This window comes from Phaeobacter sp. JH20_02, assembly GCF_048056915.1.
GTDB lineage: Bacteria > Pseudomonadota > Alphaproteobacteria > Rhodobacterales > Rhodobacteraceae > Phaeobacter > Phaeobacter bryozoorum.
In genome coordinates this window covers 298,276-317,714 of sequence record NZ_JAYMVP010000022.1, presented here as the reverse complement: position 1 = coordinate 317,714, position 19,439 = coordinate 298,276, and the positions used below count along the sequence as shown (strand labels likewise).

17 protein-coding genes are annotated in these 19,439 nt (G+C 62.6%); 8 read left to right on the top strand and 9 right to left on the bottom strand.

What is annotated here, in order from left to right; genetic code table 11:
• Positions 1–19 precede the first annotated feature (19 nt).
• The 3 genes from VWY34_RS08270 to VWY34_RS08260 are packed head-to-tail and all read left to right on the top strand — an operon-like array spanning position 20 to position 2,622.
• Positions 20–841, top strand: a complete 822-nt coding sequence (locus VWY34_RS08270; RefSeq protein ID WP_340544871.1) for a TatD family hydrolase — start codon at positions 20–22, stop codon at positions 839–841.
• Positions 841–1,638, top strand: a complete 798-nt coding sequence (locus tag VWY34_RS08265; protein WP_340544870.1) for an MBL fold metallo-hydrolase — start codon at positions 841–843, stop codon at positions 1,636–1,638. The genes VWY34_RS08270 and VWY34_RS08265 overlap by 1 nt, the downstream gene beginning before the upstream one ends.
• A 51-nt stretch (positions 1,639–1,689) precedes the next feature.
• A complete protein-coding gene (locus VWY34_RS08260) occupies positions 1,690–2,622 on the top strand; it encodes an AEC family transporter (protein WP_340544869.1) in 933 nt (310 codons plus the stop codon).
• 58 nt (positions 2,623–2,680) lie between these two features.
• Here VWY34_RS08260 and VWY34_RS08255 read toward each other — a convergent pair whose 3' ends face one another.
• From VWY34_RS08255 to VWY34_RS08245, 3 genes are all read right to left on the bottom strand, one after another.
• Positions 2,681–4,198, bottom strand: a complete 1,518-nt coding sequence (locus tag VWY34_RS08255) for a tripartite tricarboxylate transporter permease (protein ID WP_340544868.1) — start codon at positions 4,196–4,198, stop codon at positions 2,681–2,683.
• Position 4,199: 1 nt separating this feature from the next.
• On the bottom strand, positions 4,200–4,694 hold the full coding sequence (locus VWY34_RS08250; protein WP_416544054.1) for a tripartite tricarboxylate transporter TctB family protein: 495 nt from the start codon (positions 4,692–4,694) through the stop codon (positions 4,200–4,202).
• A 148-nt stretch (positions 4,695–4,842) separates the two neighbouring features.
• Positions 4,843–5,820 (bottom strand): Bug family tripartite tricarboxylate transporter substrate binding protein, encoded by a 978-nt coding sequence (locus VWY34_RS08245; protein ID WP_260090143.1) that lies wholly within the window; start codon positions 5,818–5,820, stop codon positions 4,843–4,845.
• A 131-nt stretch (positions 5,821–5,951) separates the two neighbouring features.
• Between VWY34_RS08245 and VWY34_RS08240 the strand changes: the two genes are divergently transcribed.
• The 3 genes from VWY34_RS08240 to VWY34_RS08230 are packed head-to-tail and all read left to right on the top strand — an operon-like array spanning position 5,952 to position 9,078.
• The gene (locus VWY34_RS08240; protein WP_260090142.1) at positions 5,952–6,617 is read left to right on the top strand and encodes a response regulator transcription factor; all 666 of its coding nucleotides are present in this window, start codon (positions 5,952–5,954) and stop codon (positions 6,615–6,617) included.
• The gene (locus VWY34_RS08235) at positions 6,614–8,029 is read left to right on the top strand and encodes a sensor histidine kinase N-terminal domain-containing protein (protein ID WP_416534755.1); all 1,416 of its coding nucleotides are present in this window, start codon (positions 6,614–6,616) and stop codon (positions 8,027–8,029) included. The genes VWY34_RS08240 and VWY34_RS08235 overlap by 4 nt, the downstream gene beginning before the upstream one ends.
• The gene (locus VWY34_RS08230) at positions 7,999–9,078 is read left to right on the top strand and encodes an ABC transporter substrate-binding protein (protein WP_416544053.1); all 1,080 of its coding nucleotides are present in this window, start codon (positions 7,999–8,001) and stop codon (positions 9,076–9,078) included. Before VWY34_RS08235 ends, VWY34_RS08230 begins: the two co-directional genes overlap by 31 nt.
• Before the next feature lie 22 nt (positions 9,079–9,100).
• On the opposite strand, the gene VWY34_RS08225 is transcribed toward VWY34_RS08230, so the two are convergent.
• The 5 genes from VWY34_RS08225 to VWY34_RS08205 form a co-directional block, all read right to left on the bottom strand.
• Positions 9,101–10,192: an ABC transporter ATP-binding protein gene (locus VWY34_RS08225; RefSeq protein ID WP_340544861.1), complete on the bottom strand. Its 1,092-nt coding sequence runs from the start codon at positions 10,190–10,192 to the stop codon at positions 9,101–9,103.
• 31 nt (positions 10,193–10,223) lie between these two features.
• Positions 10,224–11,882, bottom strand: coding sequence for an alpha-amylase family glycosyl hydrolase (locus VWY34_RS08220; protein ID WP_416539267.1), 1,659 nt, complete (start codon positions 11,880–11,882; stop codon positions 10,224–10,226).
• Between the two features lie 65 nt (positions 11,883–11,947).
• Positions 11,948–13,096 (bottom strand): carbohydrate ABC transporter permease, encoded by a 1,149-nt coding sequence (locus VWY34_RS08215; protein ID WP_416539266.1) that lies wholly within the window; start codon positions 13,094–13,096, stop codon positions 11,948–11,950.
• Positions 13,097–13,108: 12 nt separating this feature from the next.
• Positions 13,109–14,116 (bottom strand): carbohydrate ABC transporter permease, encoded by a 1,008-nt coding sequence (locus VWY34_RS08210; protein WP_260102984.1) that lies wholly within the window; start codon positions 14,114–14,116, stop codon positions 13,109–13,111.
• A gap of 140 nt (positions 14,117–14,256) precedes the next feature.
• Positions 14,257–15,609, bottom strand: a complete 1,353-nt coding sequence (locus VWY34_RS08205) for an ABC transporter substrate-binding protein (protein WP_416544052.1) — start codon at positions 15,607–15,609, stop codon at positions 14,257–14,259.
• 247 nt (positions 15,610–15,856) lie between these two features.
• Here VWY34_RS08205 and VWY34_RS08200 point away from each other — a divergent pair, with 247 nt between their 5' ends.
• The gene (locus tag VWY34_RS08200; RefSeq protein ID WP_340544854.1) at positions 15,857–16,885 is read left to right on the top strand and encodes a substrate-binding domain-containing protein; all 1,029 of its coding nucleotides are present in this window, start codon (positions 15,857–15,859) and stop codon (positions 16,883–16,885) included.
• Between the two features lie 39 nt (positions 16,886–16,924).
• Positions 16,925–18,256 carry a GH1 family beta-glucosidase gene (locus tag VWY34_RS08195; protein ID WP_416544051.1) on the top strand — a complete coding sequence of 444 codons (1,332 nt, stop codon included), beginning with the start codon at positions 16,925–16,927 and terminating at the stop codon, positions 18,254–18,256.
• A 27-nt stretch (positions 18,257–18,283) separates the two neighbouring features.
• On the opposite strand, the gene argE is transcribed toward VWY34_RS08195, so the two are convergent.
• Positions 18,284–19,438: an acetylornithine deacetylase gene (argE, locus tag VWY34_RS08190; RefSeq protein ID WP_416534750.1), complete on the bottom strand. Its 1,155-nt coding sequence runs from the start codon at positions 19,436–19,438 to the stop codon at positions 18,284–18,286.
• Position 19,439 lies beyond the last annotated feature (1 nt).

Below are 19,439 nucleotides of genomic sequence, written 5' to 3'. Positions count from 1 at the left end.
GACGCGACAGAGAGCACAGATGACCGAGAGCCTTTCCCCCATGCCCCCGTCCATCACGGACAGCCATTGCCATCTGGATTTCCCCGATTTCGAGGGCGAGCTGGACGCGCTGATCACGCGCGCGGCAGAGGCCGGTGTCACCCGGATGGTCACTATCTGCACCAAGCTGCGCAATGAACCCACCGTGCGCGCCATCGCCGAAGCGCATGCGCCGGTGTTCTATGCCGCCGGCACCCACCCGATGAGCGCCGCGGATGAGCCGCTGGTGTCGGTTGATGAGCTGGTGACGCTGGCCCAGCATCCCAAGTTTGTCGGCATCGGCGAGACCGGGCTGGACTATCACTATACCGCTGAGAGTGCGGAGGTGCAGAAGACCTCGCTCAGGACCCATATCACGGCAGCGCGGGAAACCGGCCTGCCGCTGATCATCCACGCCCGCGCGGCGGATGATGATATGGCGATGATCCTGCGCGATGAGATGGCCAAGGGCGCCTATAGCTGCGTCATGCACTGTTTCTCCTCCTCGCCCGAACTGGCACGGGCGGCGCTGGATCTGGGGTTCTACCTGTCGATGTCGGGCATCGCCGCCTTCCCCAAGAGCCAGGAGCTGCGCGATATTTTTGCCGCCGCCCCCTTGGAGCGTATTCTGGTGGAAACCGACGCGCCCTATCTGGCGCCGCCCCCCTATCGCGGCAAACGCAATGAGCCGGCCTATACCGCCCATACCGCCCGCGTGGGTGCCGAGGTGTTTGGTGTGGATTACGCCGATTTTGCCGCGCAGACGCAGGCAAATTTCGACCGGCTGTTCTGGAAAGTCGCCCAATATGAGGCTGCCGCCTGATGGGCGTGCTGCGCTTTACCATTCTGGGCTGCGGCTCCTCCGGTGGGGTGCCGCGTCTTGGCGGGCATTGGGGCGCCTGCGACCCGACCAATCCGCGCAACACCCGGCGGCGCTGTTCGCTGCTGGTGGAGCGTGAGGGGCCGGAGGGCACCACAACGGTGCTGATCGACACCTCCCCGGATATGCGCAGCCAGTTGCTGGACAGTGGTATCGGGCGGCTGGACGGGGTGGTCTACACCCATTCCCATGCCGACCATGTGCATGGCATCGACGATCTGCGCATGATCGTCTTCAACATGCGCGACCGCATTCCGGTCTATGCCGATGGCGAAACGCAGAACGCGCTGCTGTCGCGGTTCGGCTATGCCTTTGTGCAGCCCGAAGGCTCTCCCTACCCGCCCATTCTGGACCTGCGCAGCATTGATGGACCGCTGACCATCTCCGGCCCCGGTGGCGATATCACCCTGCGCCCGTTTGAGGTCAACCACGGCTCCATGGATGCGCTGGGGTTCCGCATTGGCGATCTGGCCTATCTGCCGGATGTTGCCAAGATCCCCGACAGCGCGCTGGTGGAATTGCAGGATCTGGACTGCTGGATTCTGGATGCGCTGCGCCGCAAGCCACATCCCACCCATCTGTCGCTGGACGAGGCGCTGGAGTGGATCGACCGGATGGCCCCAAAACGCGCGGTGCTGACCAATATGCACATTGATCTCGATTATGCCGAGGTCGCCGCAGAGACCCCCGATCACATCGACCCGGCCTATGACGGGATGGTGATCGAATACCCGATCTGATCCGCGTCCGCCGGTGGGCAGACCCCTCTCCCGCCGATAGGAAGGCACGTCATGTTTCAGAGCCTGATTGATGTCATCCTGCCGGTATTTCTGGTCATCGGTGCGGGGTATATCGCCACCCGGCGGGGGTATTTTCAGGCCAGTCATGTCGATGGGCTGATGAAATTCACCCAGAGCTTTGCCATCCCCTGCCTGTTGTTCCGCGCCATTGCGACGCTGGATCTGTCGGCGAGTTTCGATCCGCGCCTGCTGATCAGTTTCTACACCGGCGCCGCGGCCTGTTTCTGTCTGGGCATGGCGGGCGCGCGGCTGATTTTCAAACGCGACTGGGAAGATTGCGTGGCGATCGGGTTTTGCTGCCTGTTCTCCAATTCGGTCCTGCTGGGGCTGCCGATCACGGAACGGGCCTATGGTGCCGACAATCTGACCGGCAACTATGCGATCATCGCCTTTCACTCGCCGTTTTGCTACGGGCTGGGGATCACGGTGATGGAGATCGTGCGCAGCCGGGGCGCTGGCAGCAGCAAGACCGTGAAGGCCGTGCTGAGCGCGATGTTCAAGAATGTGCTGATCCTGGGCATCGCCCTGGGGTTTGTCGTCAATCTCTCGGGCCTGTGGATCCCGCAGGCGGTGGATGAGGCGCTGTCGCTGGTCATTCGCGCCGCCCTGCCTGCGGCGCTGTTTGCACTGGGGGGTGTGCTGGTGCAATACCGGCCAGAGGGCGATCTGCGCGCCATTGGCTTTGTCTGCGCGATCTCATTGATGGTGCATCCGGCAATTGTCTGGAGCATGGGCACGGCGCTGAAGGTGCAGCCGGATCTGTTCCGCTCCGGCGTGCTGAACGCGGCCATGGCGCCGGGGTTCAACGCCTATATCTTTGCCAATATGTATGGGCGCGCGAAACGGGTGGCGGCCTCCTCGGTGCTGATTGCGACCGGCAGCTGTATCCTGACAGTCTGGCTGTGGCTGCTGATCCTGGGCTGAGGGGGCAAACAAACAGGGGCGCCGCAGCGCCCCCGATGGTCTGTTTCCATGGTGCCGGTCAGTCGCCGTCCGCCACCCCGGCCTGACGCAGCCGCGCGCGGCGGGCGCGGTAGCTGGGCAGGATCACCAGAATGGCTGCCAGCCCCAGCAGGCCGATGGTCATCGGGCGTTCCATCAGGAAGCCCAGCCCATCATAGAGCTGCATCGAGCGGGAGAAATTATCCTCCAGCATCGACCCCAGGATGAAGCCGATCAGCAAGGGCGCAAGCGGATAGTCGGCAAAGCGCAGCACCGTGGCACAGATCCCCAGACCCACAAGGATCAGCAACTCTGTCGCATTGTTCTGCCCGATATAGGCCCCCATCAGCGTAAAGAAGAAGATGAAGGGGATCAGGTAGTTGCGCGGGACCGCCAGCACCTTGGCGATATAGGGGATCAGCGGAAGATTGAGGATCAGCAGGACCAGATTGCCGACATACATCGAGATGATCACGGCCCAGAAGATCTCCGGCTCATCCACCATCAGGCGCGGACCGGGCGAAACATTGAGCGCAATCAGCGCCCCCAGAAGGATCGCAGTGGTGCCGGAGCCAGGAATGCCCAGCGTCAGCAGTGGCACAAAGGAGCCGGTGCAGGCCGCGTTATTGGCGCTTTCGGGCGCGGCGAGGCCTTTGATCGAGCCTTTGCCGAACTCTTTCTGTTCGTCCTTAGGCGCGATATTGCGCTCCACCGCGTAGCCCAGGAAGGAAGCGATGGTGGCTCCGGCCCCCGGCAGGACGCCGATCAGAAAGCCCTGGATCGACTGACGGCCAATCACCGGCGCGATGGACTTGGCCTCCGCTCTGGTGATGCGCAGATCCTTGATCTCGCTGCTGCCGCCTTCGCTGGCAGAGCGGCTGGGATCAAGCACCAGATAAAGCGCCTCCGGCAGGGCGAACATCGCCATCGCCAGCGTGATGAAACCGAAGCCCGACTGAAGATCCATGATGCCCATGGTAAAGCGGGGCATGTTGAACAGCGCGCCCTCGCCCACAGTGGCCATGATCAGGCCAAGCACGGTCATCAGCAGCGCCTTCACCACCTGGCCGGTCCCCGCAAAGGCGGCGATGGCCGACAGCCCCACCACCATCAAGGCGAAGTATTCGGCGGAGTGGAACAGCAGCGCGACGCTGGCCAGTGCAGGCGCGAAAATCATCAGCAGGACGGCACCAATGGTGCCGCCGCAGAAGGAGGAGATCGCGGCCACGGTCAGCGCCTTGCCGGCCTTGCCCTGCCGCGCCAGCGGGTAACCATCGAAGGACGTTGCCACTGTCGAGGCCACACCCGGCGCGTTGATCAGGATTGACGAGGTGGAGCCGCCAAAGATGGCGCCATAATAGACCCCGGCCAGCAGGATCAGCGCCGCCGAAGGATCGCCGATGGAAATCGCCACCGGGATCATGATGGAAATGATGCTCATCGGGCCGAGACCCGGCAACATGCCGATGAAGGTGCCGATGAGGCAGCCACCGATGACCATCAGCAGGTTGCTGAGGGAAAAGGCGGTGCCGAGGCCGATCAGAATACCGTCCAGCATATCAGACTCCATTGCCAAGGAAGAGCGGCAGCGGGCGCAGGTAGATGCCCAGCACCCCCTGCACGAGATACCAGACCACGCCTGCCGCAAGGACGGCGATGGGGATCAGGATATGCAGTTTGCGTTCGCCCAGGATCATGGCGCTGATCACCAGAAAGCCGACGGTTGCGATCAGGAACCCAACCGGGCGCAGCGCCAGTGCATAGATCACCATCATCGCCAGCAGTGCAACGGCCTGCCCCAGCTTGTAATCCAGCAGGCGGCGGTAGTCGATGTCACCCGTCTTTGGGCCTGCATCGGATTTCTGCGGCGACAGCAGGATGATCAAAGCACAGATCACCGCCAGAACCGACAACCCCTTGGGGAAGGTGCTGGGCCAGATGGCATTGAATTTCATGAACGGCGGCAGCCCTTCGTCCATGGTGAAAAAGGCCGTGTAGCCATAGGCGATGCTGATCATGAGGATGACCAGCGCGATCCATCGGTCGAGCGCCATGAGGCTCTCCCCCCCTTTGGTGAGATATGTTCAGAATGAAACCTGAGAGGCAGCGCGGCTCCTCCCGAAGATCTGCGCCGCCGGTTTCTGTCGTCAGAGGCGGGCGCCCGACACCTCTCGGACCGGACGCCTGTCTGCTCTGCCAGACTTAGAGGAAGCCGAGTTCCTGCATCAGGCTCTTGATAACTTCTTCCTGACCTTCCAGGAAGCTGACGAAATCATCGCCGCTGTTGTGGATGTTGACCCACCCGTTGCGGGCGCGGACCTCTTCCCATTCGGGGGTGTCATACATCTTGGCCAGGGCCGCGCGATAGGCGTCGACCTTTTCCTGCGGAAGGCCGGGGGCGCCAAAGAAACCGCGCCAGTTGACGAAGGTTGCGTCGATCCCCTGTTCTTTCATCGTGGGGGCGTCTGCATAGGCCGGCACGCGGTCCTCGGCGGTGACGCCGATGATTTTCACCTCGCCTGCGTTGGCCAGATCAATCGCCTCGGAGAAACCGGTGGAGAGTGCTGCGATTTCACCGGACAGCAGCGCCGCCATGGCAACCCCGCCTGCATCATAGGGGATGTATTTCACCGCCGTCGGCTCTTCGCCTGCGGCCTTCATCACCATTGCGGCAACCAGATGGTCCATGCCACCGGGTACCGAGCCACCGCCGATGGCGGTCTTGCGCGGATCGGCCTGATAGGCGGCGATCAGATCGGACATGGAGTTGATCGGGCTGTCCTTGCCCACCACGATGGCCGCGTAATCGCCAATGGTGCCTGCGACCATGGTGAGGTCACGGAAGTTATGCGGGAAGACACCGGTCAGCGAGCGGATCACAATCGGGGTGGAGTTCACCATCAGGGTGCCGTGGTTGCTCTCGGCGTTTTCGATCAGATAGCCGATCGCCTTGCCACCGCCGCCGCCGGACATGTTCTCGTAGGAGGCATTGCCCACAAGCCCCGCCTTGGTCAGCGCCTCACCGGTGCCGCGCGCGGTGCCGTCCCAGCCGCCGCCTGCGCCGCCGGGGATCAGAAAGTGGATGCTGTCCACCATCTCATCTGCGGAAACCGGCGCCGCAAAGGCCAGTGTCGCAGCGGTCACCGCCATCAGGGCGCGCCGGGTCAAAGTCGTTTTCATCTGTTTGTCCTCCCATTTGACAAATGGCGGCTTGGCCGCTCATGACTGGAAGGGAACACGTTAAGCTGACACAAACCTGTCACACCCGATGCAGCCGCCACCTGCCCGGCCACCTGGATGAATGGACTCCCATGCGCTTCTTGCTGGTTGAAGACAATCTGAGCCTTGCGGCCGCCGTCGAGGACCGGCTGCGGATGGATGGCCATGTGGTGGACCATGCCCCGGATCTGGCGGTGGCGGATGACTATGCGGCGACCGCGGATTACGATTTGATTTTACTGGATATTATGTTGCCAGACGGGGATGGCCGCAGCTTCTTGAAATCCCATCGCAACCGTCAGGGCACAACGCCGGTGATTGTGCTGACGGCACGTTCCGAGGTGTCGGACAGGGTTGGTGTGCTGGATCTGGGGGCGGATGACTACATCACCAAACCCTTTGATTTTTCCGAGCTGGAGGCGCGCTGCCGGGCGGTGCTGCGGCGCCATGGTGGCGGCAGTTCCAACCAGAAACGATTCGGTGCGCTGATCTTTGATCCGCTTGCCGGAACCCTGACGGTGGGCGGCAGAACCGTATCGCTGCGCAACAAGGAGCTGCGGCTGCTGGAGATTTTCATCAACGCGCCGGACCGTATCTTTTCCAAGTCGAAACTGGTGGACCGGTTGTTCTCCTATGAGGAGGACGTTTCGGAAAATGCGATCGAGGTCTATGTGGCGCGGCTGCGCAAGCATCTGGCCGGATCTGAGGTGGAGATCACCACGGTACGCGGCCTTGGCTACCGGATGTCGCTTGCATGAGCGAGGCCATCCGCACCAGTGGGTCGATCCGGCGGCGTCTGACGCTGCAACTGGTGGGGAGTGCGGCCTTTCTGGCGTCGCTCTTGTTCTTTATCGTGCTGGTCTTCACCCGCGATGTGTCGCAGCAGACCCATGACAGCATTCTACAGGCCTCGGCTACCTCGATCATGGATTCCGTTTCGGTCCGCTCGGGCGATGTGACAGTGGATATCCCCTATGCGGCGCTGTCGATGCTGGGCAACGTCAGCAATGACCGGGTATTTTATCGCGTCGCGCAGGATCAGCTGGTGCTGACCGGTTACGACGACCTGCCCCGACCCGACCCGTTGCCGCGACAGGGGGCGCCCCGGTTTCAAACGCTGAGCTACAAGGGCGACAGCATTCGGATGGTGACGCTGGCGCGGCGGGTTTCGCTGGGCGGGCAGGCATCCGACCTGATTATTTCGGTGGCGCAGACCCGCGAGGGGCAATCGGCGCAGCTGGCGCAGCTGACACGCCGCGCCTTGCAGCTGGGGGTCGGTTTCTTTGTCATTGCCGCAGTCCTCGCGATCTGGGCGGCGCAATCCAGTGTGCGGCCGCTGGCCGAACTTGCCGGGGCGGTGTCGCGGCGCGGGCCCAAGGATCTGCGCCCGGTGCGCAGGCCCGTGCCCTCGGAGATGATCCCGCTGGTGTCCTCGCTCAACCGGTTTATCGACCGACTGCGGATTTCGCTGTCTCGGTCGGAGGATTTCATCGCCGAGGCCGCGCACCGGGTGCGCACGCCGCTGGCCACTGTGCGCACGCAGGCGGAGATCACGCTGCGCCGGGTTGAGCGGGACGAAAACCGCGCCTCGCTGCGCGAGATGATCCGCGCAATTGACGAAAGTTCGCGCGCGGCGGGTCAGCTGCTGGATCATGCGATGGTGACCTTTCGCACTGACAGCCTCTTGCGCGAAGAGGTGGATCTGGGGGCCCTCTGCCGGGAGCTTCTGAACCGGCTTCGTCCGATTGCCGAGCTGAAGGACATCGCGCTGCATTGCGACCTGCCGCAGACACCGGCCCTGTCGGGTGATCCGATCCTGATCCAGAACGCGGTGCGCAACCTCTTGGACAATGCAATCAAATATGCGCCGGGCGAAAGCGATGTGCAGGTGATCCTGCGCCGGGAGGGACAGGCGCTGCGGCTGAGCATCATCGATGAGGCTGGTGGGTTTCCGGATGGCGACACCGACGCGCTGACCGCGCGGTTTGCCCGTGGCACAAACGCCGAAGGCACCATCGGCTCCGGTCTTGGCCTTACCATCGCGCGCGAGGTGGTTGAGGCCCATGGCGGACGGCTGAGCATTGCCCCCAGCGACGCCACCACCGGCCCGCCAGCGGCGGCCCCAAGACGGGAGGGATCATGCGTATCCTTGTATTTTCCGCTATCGTGAGCCGCCCGGTGCGGGGTCTGTGTCTGGCGCTACTGGCGCTTGTTCAGCTGGGGATCGCAGCGCAGGCGTTTGAGATCGAAGATCGCCGTCGCTTTGGGCCTGCCGCAGCCGAGGCGGCACCGGATCTGCTGCGGGTTCTGTCAACCACAGACACCGATCTGCTGGCGCCGCTTGTCGATAGCTTCCTGCGGACGCGACCGACCGTGGTGGTGGACTATGTCGCTGTCAGCAGTGCCGAGCTGATGCGGGCGGTCGTGGAGGAGAACGCGCCGTTTGATCTGGCCGTTTCCTCGGCGCTGGATTTGCAGACCAAACTGGCCAATGACGGCTATACGCTGGCGCACCGCTCCACCACGACGGCGCAGCTGCCGGTCTGGGGCAACTGGCGCGACCATGTCTTTGCCTTCTCGCAGGAGCCTGCGTCGATTGTGCTGTCGCCGGCGGCCTTTGAGGGGCTGGAGATGCCGCGCAGCCGGCAGGCGCTGATGTCGTTCTTACGGCGATACCCCAACCGGTTCCGGGGCCGCATCGGCACCTATGATGTCGAAACCAGCGGCCTTGGCTATCTGTTTGCGACGCAGGATCTGCGCACCTCAGAGAGTTTCTGGCGGATGATGGAGATTTTCGGCAGTCTTGACCTGCGGCTCTATTGCTGTTCCGGCGAGATGATCGAGGCGGTCGCGCGGGGAGATCTGGCGATTGCCTATAACGTGCTGGGCAGCTACGCCCGCGCGCGGGATGATCTGGCGGATCGGATCGAAATCGTGGATCCGCAGGATTACACCAACATGATGCTGCGCACCGCCGTGGTGCTGAAGGGGGCTGAGCGGCCGGATCTGGCCGGCGCCTTTATCGACCATCTGCTGCGCGCGGCCTGGGGAAGCAGCCGCGATCCGGCCTATCCGTTCCCAAGGTATCCAACCGGGGCCGCCAGCCCCGAGGCGGCGCTGCGCCCGATCCAGATGGGACCGGGGCTGCTGGTGTTTCTGGACCGGCTGAAACGGGCGCGTTTTATCGAAGAATGGCGCAGCACCGTGTTGCAGAAATAAGCCCGCCTGCCGCCCGCACCGCTCAACGATAGAGCAGCGACTGGCCGTTGTGGAACAGATGCAGCTTGGCCGGGTCGGCATAGAGCCGCACAGAGGAGCCGCGCAACCCCTTGTGAATGCCGGGGAGTTTCGCAATCAGGGGATCCTTGCCCTCGCCTGCGGCGATGTAGAGCACCGTCACCTCACCCAGAGCCTCCACAATATCGACGCGGCTGTCGATCAGCGCGCCGCCTGTGCCGGTTTCGACCAGATCCTCGGGCCGGACGCCGACATTCACCGCGAGCCCCTGATCGGCGTCGGTCGTGGGGATATCGGCGATGACCTCTTCGCCGCTGTTGAGCCGCACGGTGGTGCGTGGGCCAGTGGCGATCACAGTGCCGGGAATGAGGTTCATTGCGGGCGAGCCGATGAACTGGGCGACAAATTCATTCTCCGGGCGCTGGTACAGCTCCAGTGGCGTGCCGACCTGTGCGATGCCTTTGTCGGCCAGAACCACAATGCGGCTGGCCAGCGTCATCGCCTCCACCTGATCATGGGTCACATAGATCATGGTGCTGTCCGGCATCGCCTCTTTCAGCTGGGCGATTTCGATCCTTGTGGCGACCCGCAGGGCCGCGTCCAGATTGGAGAGTGGCTCGTCAAAGAGATAAACCTTCGGATCACGCACGATGGAGCGACCGATGGCGACCCGCTGGCGCTGCCCGCCCGACAGCGCCTTGGGCAGGCGGTCGAGATAAGGCTCCAGCTGCAGGATCTTGGCGGCGCGGTCGATGGCGGCGTCGATCTCAGGCTTGCTTTTCTTGGCGATTTTCAGCGCAAAGGCCATGTTGTCGCGAACGGTCATATGCGGATAGAGCGCATAGGACTGGAACACCATCGCGATGCCCCGCTGGGCGGGCGGGATATCATTCATCACCGCATCGTCGATTTCCAGCGTGCCGCCGCTGATCCGCTCCAGCCCCGCGATCATCCGCAGCAGGGTGGATTTGCCGCAGCCGGAGGGGCCGACAAAGACGATCAGCTCCCCCTGTTTGATATCGAGATTGATATCTCTCAGGACCTCGACGCCGCCCCCGTAGGTCTTGGCGACATTGGTCAATTTCAGGTTTGCCATCTACTGGTCCCTCCCCTGCTCGTCGTTTCTGTCAGACCCGCACCGCAAGGCAGGCCTGCCACGGTGCCAGCGCGACACGGGCGCCGCTTTGCGGCAGGTCGGCCAGGGCGATGTCGGTGTCGGGCCTGCGCCATGTGCCCTCCGGCAGGGTGATCTCTGCCGGGGTGTCCCCCAGATTGAAAGCGCAGAAGATCACCTCGTCGCGGTCCTGACGGGTGAAGAAGGCGACATTGCCCTCTGCCCGCAGCTGATCATGAGTGCCCACCGCGAGCGCCGGATGTGCCTTGCGCAGGGCGATGGCGCGGCGGTAGTGGTGCAGCATGGCCTGCGGGTCGGCTTCCTGACTGGCGACGCTCAGGCTGAGATGCTCGGGCGAGACGGGCAGCCATGGCTTGCCTTCGCTGAAGCCGCCTGCGCTGTTTGACGGTTCCCAGACCATTGGCGTACGGCAGCCGTCGCGGCCCTTGAATTCGGGCCAGAACTCAATGCCATAGGGGTCCTGCAGATCTTCAAAGGCGATGTCTGCCTCTGGCAGGCCCAGCTCCTCGCCCTGATAGATGCAGGTGGTGCCGCGCAGGCACATCATCATGGTGGTGAACAGGCGCTGCGCCTCCGGGCTGAGATCCCAGCGGCTGCTGTGGCGGATCACATCGTGGTTGGAAAACGCCCAGCAGGCCCAGCCATTTGCGGCCACACGGTCCACCTCGGCAAAGACTTCGGCCAGCCGGGAGGCGGTCAGCACATCCTTGGCCAGGAGCTCAAAGGCGTAGCACATGTGAACGCCGCTGTTGCCTGCCGTGTAGCTGCCCATGATCTCAAGACCGCGCTGCGCGTCGCCCACCTCGCCCACGGCCGCCTTGGCCGGGTATTCATCCAGAAGCGCGCGGAACCGGCCAAGGAAGGCCAGGTTTTCCGGCTGGTTCTTTGAGTAGAGATGTTCCTGGTGATTATAGGGGTTCACCGAGGGCGCGATGGTGGCATTGCGCTGCTCTGGCGGCAGGGCCGGGTTCGACCGTAGCTCAGCGTCGTGGAAATAGAAGTTGATGGTATCCAAACGGAAGCCATCAACGCCGCGCTCCAGCCAGAAGCGGGTCACATCCAACAGCGCGTCCTGCACGGCGGGGCAGTGAAAATTCAGATCCGGCTGCGAGACAAGGAAGTTGTGCAGGTAATACTGCTCCCGCCGGGGATCCCATTGCCAGGCAGAGCCGCCAAAGATCGACAGCCAGTTGTTCGGCGGCGTGCCATCGGGCTGCGGGTCGGCCCAGACGTACCAGTCAGCGCGGGCATTGTCGCGGCTCTGGCGGCTTTCGCCGAACCACGGGTGCTGGTCAGAGGTATGCGACAGCACAAGATCAATCATCACCCGCAGGCCCAGGCCGTGCGCCGTCGCGACCAGCTGGTCAAAGTCGGACAGGCTGCCGAACATCGGATCAACGTCGCAGTAGTCGGAGACGTCATAGCCGAAATCCTTCATCGGGGATGTGAAGAATGGCGAGATCCAGATCGCATCCACCCCAAGCGAAGCAATATGCGGCAGGCGCTGGGTGATGCCTCTGAGGTCACCGATGCCATCGCCGTTGCTGTCCTGATAGCTGCGCGGGTAAATCTGATAGATCACTGCACCGCGCCACCAATCGGGGTCAGCGGCGAGAACCTGTGCCGGGTCGAGTTGAGCTTGAGCGTTCATATCAGCTGTTTCCATAGTCTGTAGAGTAAGAGGCAGGACCGGTGTGATCCGGCCTGCGGATCACGTCACTTGACCGAGCCTGCAAGGAGGCCACGGACGAGGTATTTCTGCATGGCAAAGAAGACACCGAGCGGCACCGCAATCGAGACAAAGGCGGAGGTTGCGAGGATCTCCCAATTGCCGCCACGGGTGCCCAGCAGCTCAACGATCTGTTTGGTCATCACGGTGGTTTCCCCGGTGGCGTCGATCAGGAACACCATGGCCACCAGAAGGTCGTTCCAGGTCCACAGGAACTGGAAGATCGCAAATGAGGCCAGCGCCGGAAAGGACAGCGGCAGGATGATGCGGGTGAAGATCATGAAATCGGTCGCGCCATCGACACGGGCATTTTCGATGATATCGCGTGGGATGCCTACCATGTAGTTGCGCAAGAGGTAGATGGCGAGCGGCAGGCCAAAGCCGGTGTGGGCCATCCAGACGCCGATGTAGCCCTTGCCGATGCCGATCTCATTGTGGAATTTCAGCAGCGGGATCAGCGCCAGTTGCAATGGCACCACCAGCAGGCCAACGATGGCCGCCACCAGCAGGGCGCGGCCCGGAAATTCCATCCACGCCAGCGCATAGGCCGCGAAGGCGGCAACAAGGATCGGGATGATGGTTGCCGGAATGGTGACGGTCAGCGTGTTGAAAAATGCCTTGGCCATATTGTCGGTTGAATTGCCGGAGATGAGCACTGTTTCATAGTTCTCCAGCGTGAATTCCGGCGGCACGGTTGCGGTGACAAACACCCGGGGACCGCGTTTGCCGCTGATTTCCTCGGTGCTTTCCAACCGGTAGGCGCCATCTGCCGCAACCGACAGGGTGCCGCCACGGCGCAGCTCGGCCGTTTCACCGGGCTGATAGGCGGCAGGCTCGCGCGCCGAGGTGCCCCAGGCGGAAATCTCGCTGCTGGTGTCTTCGGCAAAGAGGCGGCCCTCAATCACAAAGAGATCTCCCTGTCGCAGCTGTTCGCTGGGCGGGTCAATGCGCAGGGTCAGGTTCTGTTCACTGGGGAACATCGCGCGCCACCAGCCGCTGGTCGCGATCTGATCGGCGGTGCGGAAGGAGGACACCAAGAGGCCCAGCGTCGGGAACAGCCACAGCCCTACGAGCAGCACCACAGAAAGGCGTAAGGCCCAGGTCAGCGCAGGTTTTTGTCCGGCAATCATTGTCATGGCGGTCTCTCCTCAGCGCATTTCGCGGCGGGCGTTGTAGACGTTCCAGACCAGGATCGGCAGGACCAGAAGCATGATGACCATGGCGCTGGCGGAGCCGACGCCCCAGTCATTGGCGCGGAACAGTTTGTCGTACATGTAATTGGCCAGAACCTGCGTCTCCCACTGGCCGTTGGTCATGGCAAAGACGATGTCAAAGACCTTGAGCACAACGATGGTGATGGTGGTCCAGACGACGACGATCGTGTCCATGATCTGCGGCACCTTGATCTTGAAGAAGATCTGAAACGGCCCGGCCCCATCCACGATGGCGGCTTCAACGGTTTCTTCGGGGATGCCGCGCAGGGCGGCGGAGAGGATCACCATGGCAAAACCGGTCTGGATCCAGATCAGCACCATCATCAGGAAGAAGTTGTTCCAGAACGGGATGGTCAGCCACTGCATCGGCCCGTCGCCGCCGAAATAGATGTAGAGCGCGTTCAGAACGCCTATCTGCTCGGTGCCCTCGGGGCGGGCGTCATAGACCAGTTTCCAGATCACCGCAGCCCCGACAAAGGAGATCGCCATCGGCATGAAGATCAGCGACTTCGCGATATTGCCCCAGGCCAACCGGTCCGTCAGCTGTGCGGCCAGCAGGCCGAAGGCGGTCGAGGCGGCAGGCACCACGAGAAGCCACAGGAAATTGTTCTTGAGCGCTTCCCAGAATTTCGCCTCGGCCAGCATCTGCTGGTAGTTGGCAAGGCCGACGAATTCAGATCCGCCACCGGGCAGGCGTTCGCTGACAGAAAGGCGCAGCGTCTCGACCACCGGATAGGCCAGATAAAGCCCCAGCGCCAGCAAGGCGGGCAACAGGAACAGCCAGGGTCGGATCATGTTGGCGCGGCGGATATTGCGGGCGATATGCGCACCGCGTGCCGGAAAGATCACCCGGTCCAGCACCAGATTGGAGAAGTAGAAATAGCCGACACACCCTCCGACGCCAAAGGCGATTGTGAGCAGGCCCTGAATGGCTGGGTGCATGGGAAACTCCCTTCGCGGTGGGGTGGAGTGGGCAGATCAGCCCCCGGCAGCAACGCAGGCGGGCAGATCGGCGCGGATCTTCGATGGGAAAACTGCAAATGGTGCGGGCCGACCGGGTAGAGGCAGCCCGCACCTGTGACTTATTTCAAAGCATCCCAGGAGGACTGGATCTCGGCCGCGACCTCTTCTGCCGGGGTGCCGCCAGCGTAACCGACCATGCCTGTCCAGAAGGAACCCGCGCCGACCGCGCCGGGCATCAGATCCGATGCGTCAAAGCGGAAGGTGTCTGCGGACAACAGGATATCGCCCATCTTTTTCAGCGTATCAGTGGCATAAAGGTCGGTGTTGACGCCCTTGTGCGGGGTCAGGAAGCCCTGTTGCGCCATCCAGACCTCATGTCCGATGGGGGATTTCAGGAATTCCATCAAGGCGCGCGCGCCCTTGCTGTCGTTGGTGATCGACCACAGGGTACCTGCCCCCAGAACCGGGCTGCCCAGATCCTTTTCCTCATAGGCCGGGAAGTAGAAGAAATCCGCATCCAGCCCCACCTCGATGCCTTCGGGGAAGAAGGCCGGGATGAAGGACGCCTGACGGTGCATCAGACATTGCGGCGGGCTGGCGAAAAGGCCCTTGGGGCTGTCGCGGAAATCTGTGGAGGCCACCGCCCCTGCCCCGCCCGAAACATAGGCGTCATTGCGGGCGAAATGCCCAAATTCCTCAATCGCACCGATGACGCGGGGATCGGTGAAGGGGATTTCGTTGCTGACCCACTGGTCATAGACGGACGGGTCCTGGGTGCGCAGCATCATATCCTCGACCCAGTCAGTCGCAGGCCAGCCTGTGGCGCCACCGGACCCCAGACCAATGCACCAGGGCGTATTGCCATCCTCGACCATCTGATCGGTCAGCGCCTTCAGCTCTTCCATCGACTGCGGCACGTCGTAGCCGAAATCCTCAAAGGTCTCAGGCACGTACCAGACAAGGGATTTCACATCGACCTTGTAGAACAGGCCAAAGAGATCCTCGTTGCCATCCGGCCCCTTGAAGGTGCTGAGATCGACCCAGGAGTCGCCAGCGGCGTAGTTTTCACGCACCCAGTCAGCGGTGTCGCTGCCCAGAGGCGAGATAAAGCCGCGCCGCGCCATGTCCGCCACCAGTCCCGGCTGCGGGAAGACGGCGATGTTGGGTGCGGAGCCGGCCTCGGCGTCCACGACGATCTGCTGTTCGAAACTGTCGGAGCCGGTGTAACGCACATCGGCGCCGGTAGCCTCGGCAAAATAGGCCAGCACTTTCTCGACCAGTGCCTGATCGGGGCCAAGCCAGGGTCCGAAGACGGTGAGCTGTTCACCGGCAAGATCGGTCGCCTTTAGCGCCTCGAAGCTGTCCCAGTTGAACTCTCCCTCACCGACCGGAAAGGTCAGCGCCCCGTCGGCCTGCGCAAGTCCGGCTGTCAATGCCAACACGCCCGCAGCGGCAGTAAGCCTGCGTTTCATGATATTTCCTCCCGATAATCACAACGCCCTGCCAGATCCTGTTTGATCCGGTTATCCAAAGCGCTTTGGATTTCGCTACACTTCTAGATTCGCGCGGCGCTGTCAACAATTTACCAAGAAACACCTCTTATCTCTTAATTCAAACGACCCTTGCCAGCCTCACCTCACCCCTGCCATAACTACCTGAGCATGAGCACTGCGTTGCGATATGCGCCCGAAATATCAAAGCGCTTTGGAGACTTTCCGTATGAATCTGAAGGAACTGGCCGCCCATCTGAACCTGTCACAGACAACGGTCAGCCGTGCGTTGAATGGGTTTCCCGAAGTAAGCGAAGCCACCCGCAGGCGGGTTGCGGCGGCGGCGGAGCAGCACAACTACCGCCCCAACACCCGCGCCAAGGCGCTGGCAACCGGGCGGGCAATGGCCATCGGCCATGTGATTCCGCTGTCATCGCAGCATGAGATGGTGAACCCGATCTTTGGCGATTTCATCGCCGGAGCGGGCGAGAGCTACGCCAAGGCCGGCTATGACATGGTGCTGTCGCTGGTCGAGGACAGCAAACAGGAAAAGGCCTATCGCGAGATGGCGGCGAAGCGGAACGTCGATGGCATCGTGCTGCATGCGCCGCGCATGTCGGACCCGCGGATTGCACTGTTGCGCGATATTGGCCTGCCTTTTGCGGTGCATGGCCGGGCCTCCGATCTGGAGGGGCCGTACAGCTGGCTGGATGTGAACAACAAAAGCGCCTTTGAACGGGCGACGCAATTCCTGCTCGATCTCGGGCATCGGCGGATCTGTCTGGTCAATGGTCTGGAGAGCATGGATTTCGCATGGCGTCGTCGCGCAGGCTACGAATGCGCGCTGACCGCAGCGGGCATCCCCCTGGATCCCGCGCTGATGTTTGCCGAGGAAATGACCGAGAGCTACGGTCACCGCACCGTCGTACACACTCAGGCCATGGCCGATCCGCCCACCGCCTATCTGGTGTCGTCGATCATCCCGGCGATGGGTGTGCGCCGCGCAATTGAGGATTCGGGGCGCCAGATGGGGCGCGATATTTCGGTGATCACCCATGACGATGATCTCTCCTATCTGCGAAATGGCGATGAGCTGCCGCAATTCACCGCGACGCTTTCTTCTGTGCAGGAGGCCGGCCGACAGCTGGCCGACCTGCTGCTGGCGCAGATCCGCGATCCGGGTGACGCCCCTTTGACACGCCTGCTGGAAGCGCAGCTGACGGTTGGCCGCTCCACCGGGCCTGCGCCGTCGCGCTAGGCTCACCGCTGCCCGCACCATCCAATCAGGAGAGCCGCCATGTTACGCAACAGCCGCCAGGACTTCCCCGAGGGTTTTCTCTTTGGCGCGGCAACCTCGGCCTATCAGATCGAAGGACACGGGTTTGGCGGCGCCGGGGCGACCCATTGGGACAGTTTCGCCGCCACCCCCGGCAATGTAGTGCGAGCCGAGCACGGCCAGCGCGCCTGCGATCATTACCACCGCTACGCTGAGGATCTGGATCTGGCGGCGGCTGCCGGGTTTGACTGCTACCGGTTCTCCACCAGCTGGGCGCGGGTTCTGCCCGAGGGGCGTGGCACACCCAACCCCGACGGGCTGGATTTCTACGACCGGCTGACGGATGCGATGCTGGAGCGGGGGCTGAAACCCTGCGTGACGCTCTACCACTGGGAATTGCCTCAGGCGCTGGCCGATATGGGAGGCTGGCGCAACGCCGATATCGCCAAATGGTTTGGCGACTTTACCGCGGTCATCATGGGCCGCATTGGCGACCGGATGTATTCCGCGGCGCCGATCAATGAACCATGGTGCGTAGGCTGGCTGTCGCATTTCCTTGGCCATCATGCGCCCGGCCTGCGTGATATCCGGGCAACGGCGCGGGCGATGCACCATGTGATGGTAGCCCATGGCACCGCCATCGAAACGATGCGCGGCCTTGGCATGGAGAACCTTGGCGCCGTGTTCAATCTGGAATGGGCAGCCCCCGCCGACAACAGCGAGGTCGCCCGGCAGGCCGCTGCGCGCTATGATGCGATCTACAATGGCTTTTTCCTTGGCGGTGCCTTTCACGGGCGCTACCCGGATCTGGCACTGGAAGGGCTGGAACCGCATCTGCCGCACGGCTGGCAGGATGATTTTGCCACCATCTCAGCCCCCGTCGACTGGTGCGGCCTCAACTACTATACCCGTAAGCTGATTGCTCCGGGCAGCGGCGCCTGGCCCCATTACGCCGAGGTCGATGGCCCGCTGCCCAAGACCCAGATGGGATGGGAGATCTATCCGCAGGGGCTTTATGATTTTCTGACCCGGACGGCTCGCGACTATACGGGAGATCTGCCGCTGATCGTGACCGAAAACGGCATGGCCAACGCGGATATGGTGACAGATGGCACCGTGCCGGACGACGCCCGGATTGCCTTTGTCGATGACCATCTGGACGCGGTGCGCCGTGCCATTGCGGATGGCGTGCCGGTGCAGGGCTATTTCCTGTGGTCGCTTCTGGACAATTACGAATGGGCGCTGGGGTATGAGAAACGGTTCGGGCTGATACATGTGGATTTCGACACGCTAACCCGCACCCCCAAGGCATCATACCGCGCGCTGCAATCGGCGTTGGCACCCCCGCCGTGATGCCGGTGCTTCGATCGCGGGCTGGCGTCAGTCCGCCAGCCGCGCTGCCAGCTGGTCCAGCACGCTGAGGCATTGCCCGAGCTGGTCAATGGCGAGGTATTCATCCGCCTTATGCGCCTGCGCGATGGACCCTGGCCCGCAGACGACCACATCCATACCCAGCGCCTGAAACAAGCCCGCCTCGGTGCCGAAGGGCACCAGATCCGCGCTCTTGCTGCCCAGCAGCTCCGCCATGATGTCGCGGGCCTCATTCCGCGTGGTGGGGACCAGCCCTGCCACCTCTCCCACCACCTCGGTGTCGATGCTGGCCTCGGGGTAGACCGCGCGCATGGCAGGCAGCAGAACATCGTGGCAATAGCGTGCCATCGTGTCCTTCACATGGTCGGCGTCGGCCTGCTGGACCGGACGCATCTCCCAATCGACCTGCGCCTTTGATGCGATGACATTATGCGCGCTGCCACCGTTGAGCGCACCGATGTTCAGCGTGGTCCAGGGCGGATCAAATCGACTGTCCGGCGGGGTACGCTGCTGCAAATCCAGGCGCAGATCGAGCAGGCGGCTGACATAGCGCACCGCGTATTCCACCGCATTGACCCCTCGTGACGGATCCGACCCGTGACCCTCAAGTCCCTGAAAACGTGTGGTGTATTCGTGGCAGCCCTTATGGCCCTCAATGATGCGCATACTTGTCGGTTCACCGATCAGGGCCAGTCGTGGCCTGATCTCGCGGTCGCGCAGCGTCTGAACCAGATGACCGGCACCGACGCAGCCCACCTCCTCGTCGTAGGTAAAGGCGAAATGCAGGGGACGCTTGCCGATCTGCCCGGCGAACTGCGGCGCCATGGCGAGGGTCGCCGCGATGAAACCTTTCATGTCGCAGGTGCCGCGTCCGTAGAGCCGCCCGTCGCGCTCCACCATCGTGAAGGGGTCACTGCTCCAGTCCTGATCGGTCACCGGCACCACATCGCTATGGCCTGACAGCACGATCCCGCCATCGGCGTCCGGGCCAAGCGTGGCGAAGAGGTTTGCCTTCTGACCGCTGGCATCAAACAGCACATCAACACTGGCGCCGCAGTCCTCAAGCCGGTTGGCAAGATAGGCAATCATCTCCAGATTGCTGTCAGCCGAGACCGTTGGAAAGGCAATGAGATCCGACAGGATCCGGGTGGTCTCATCAATCACC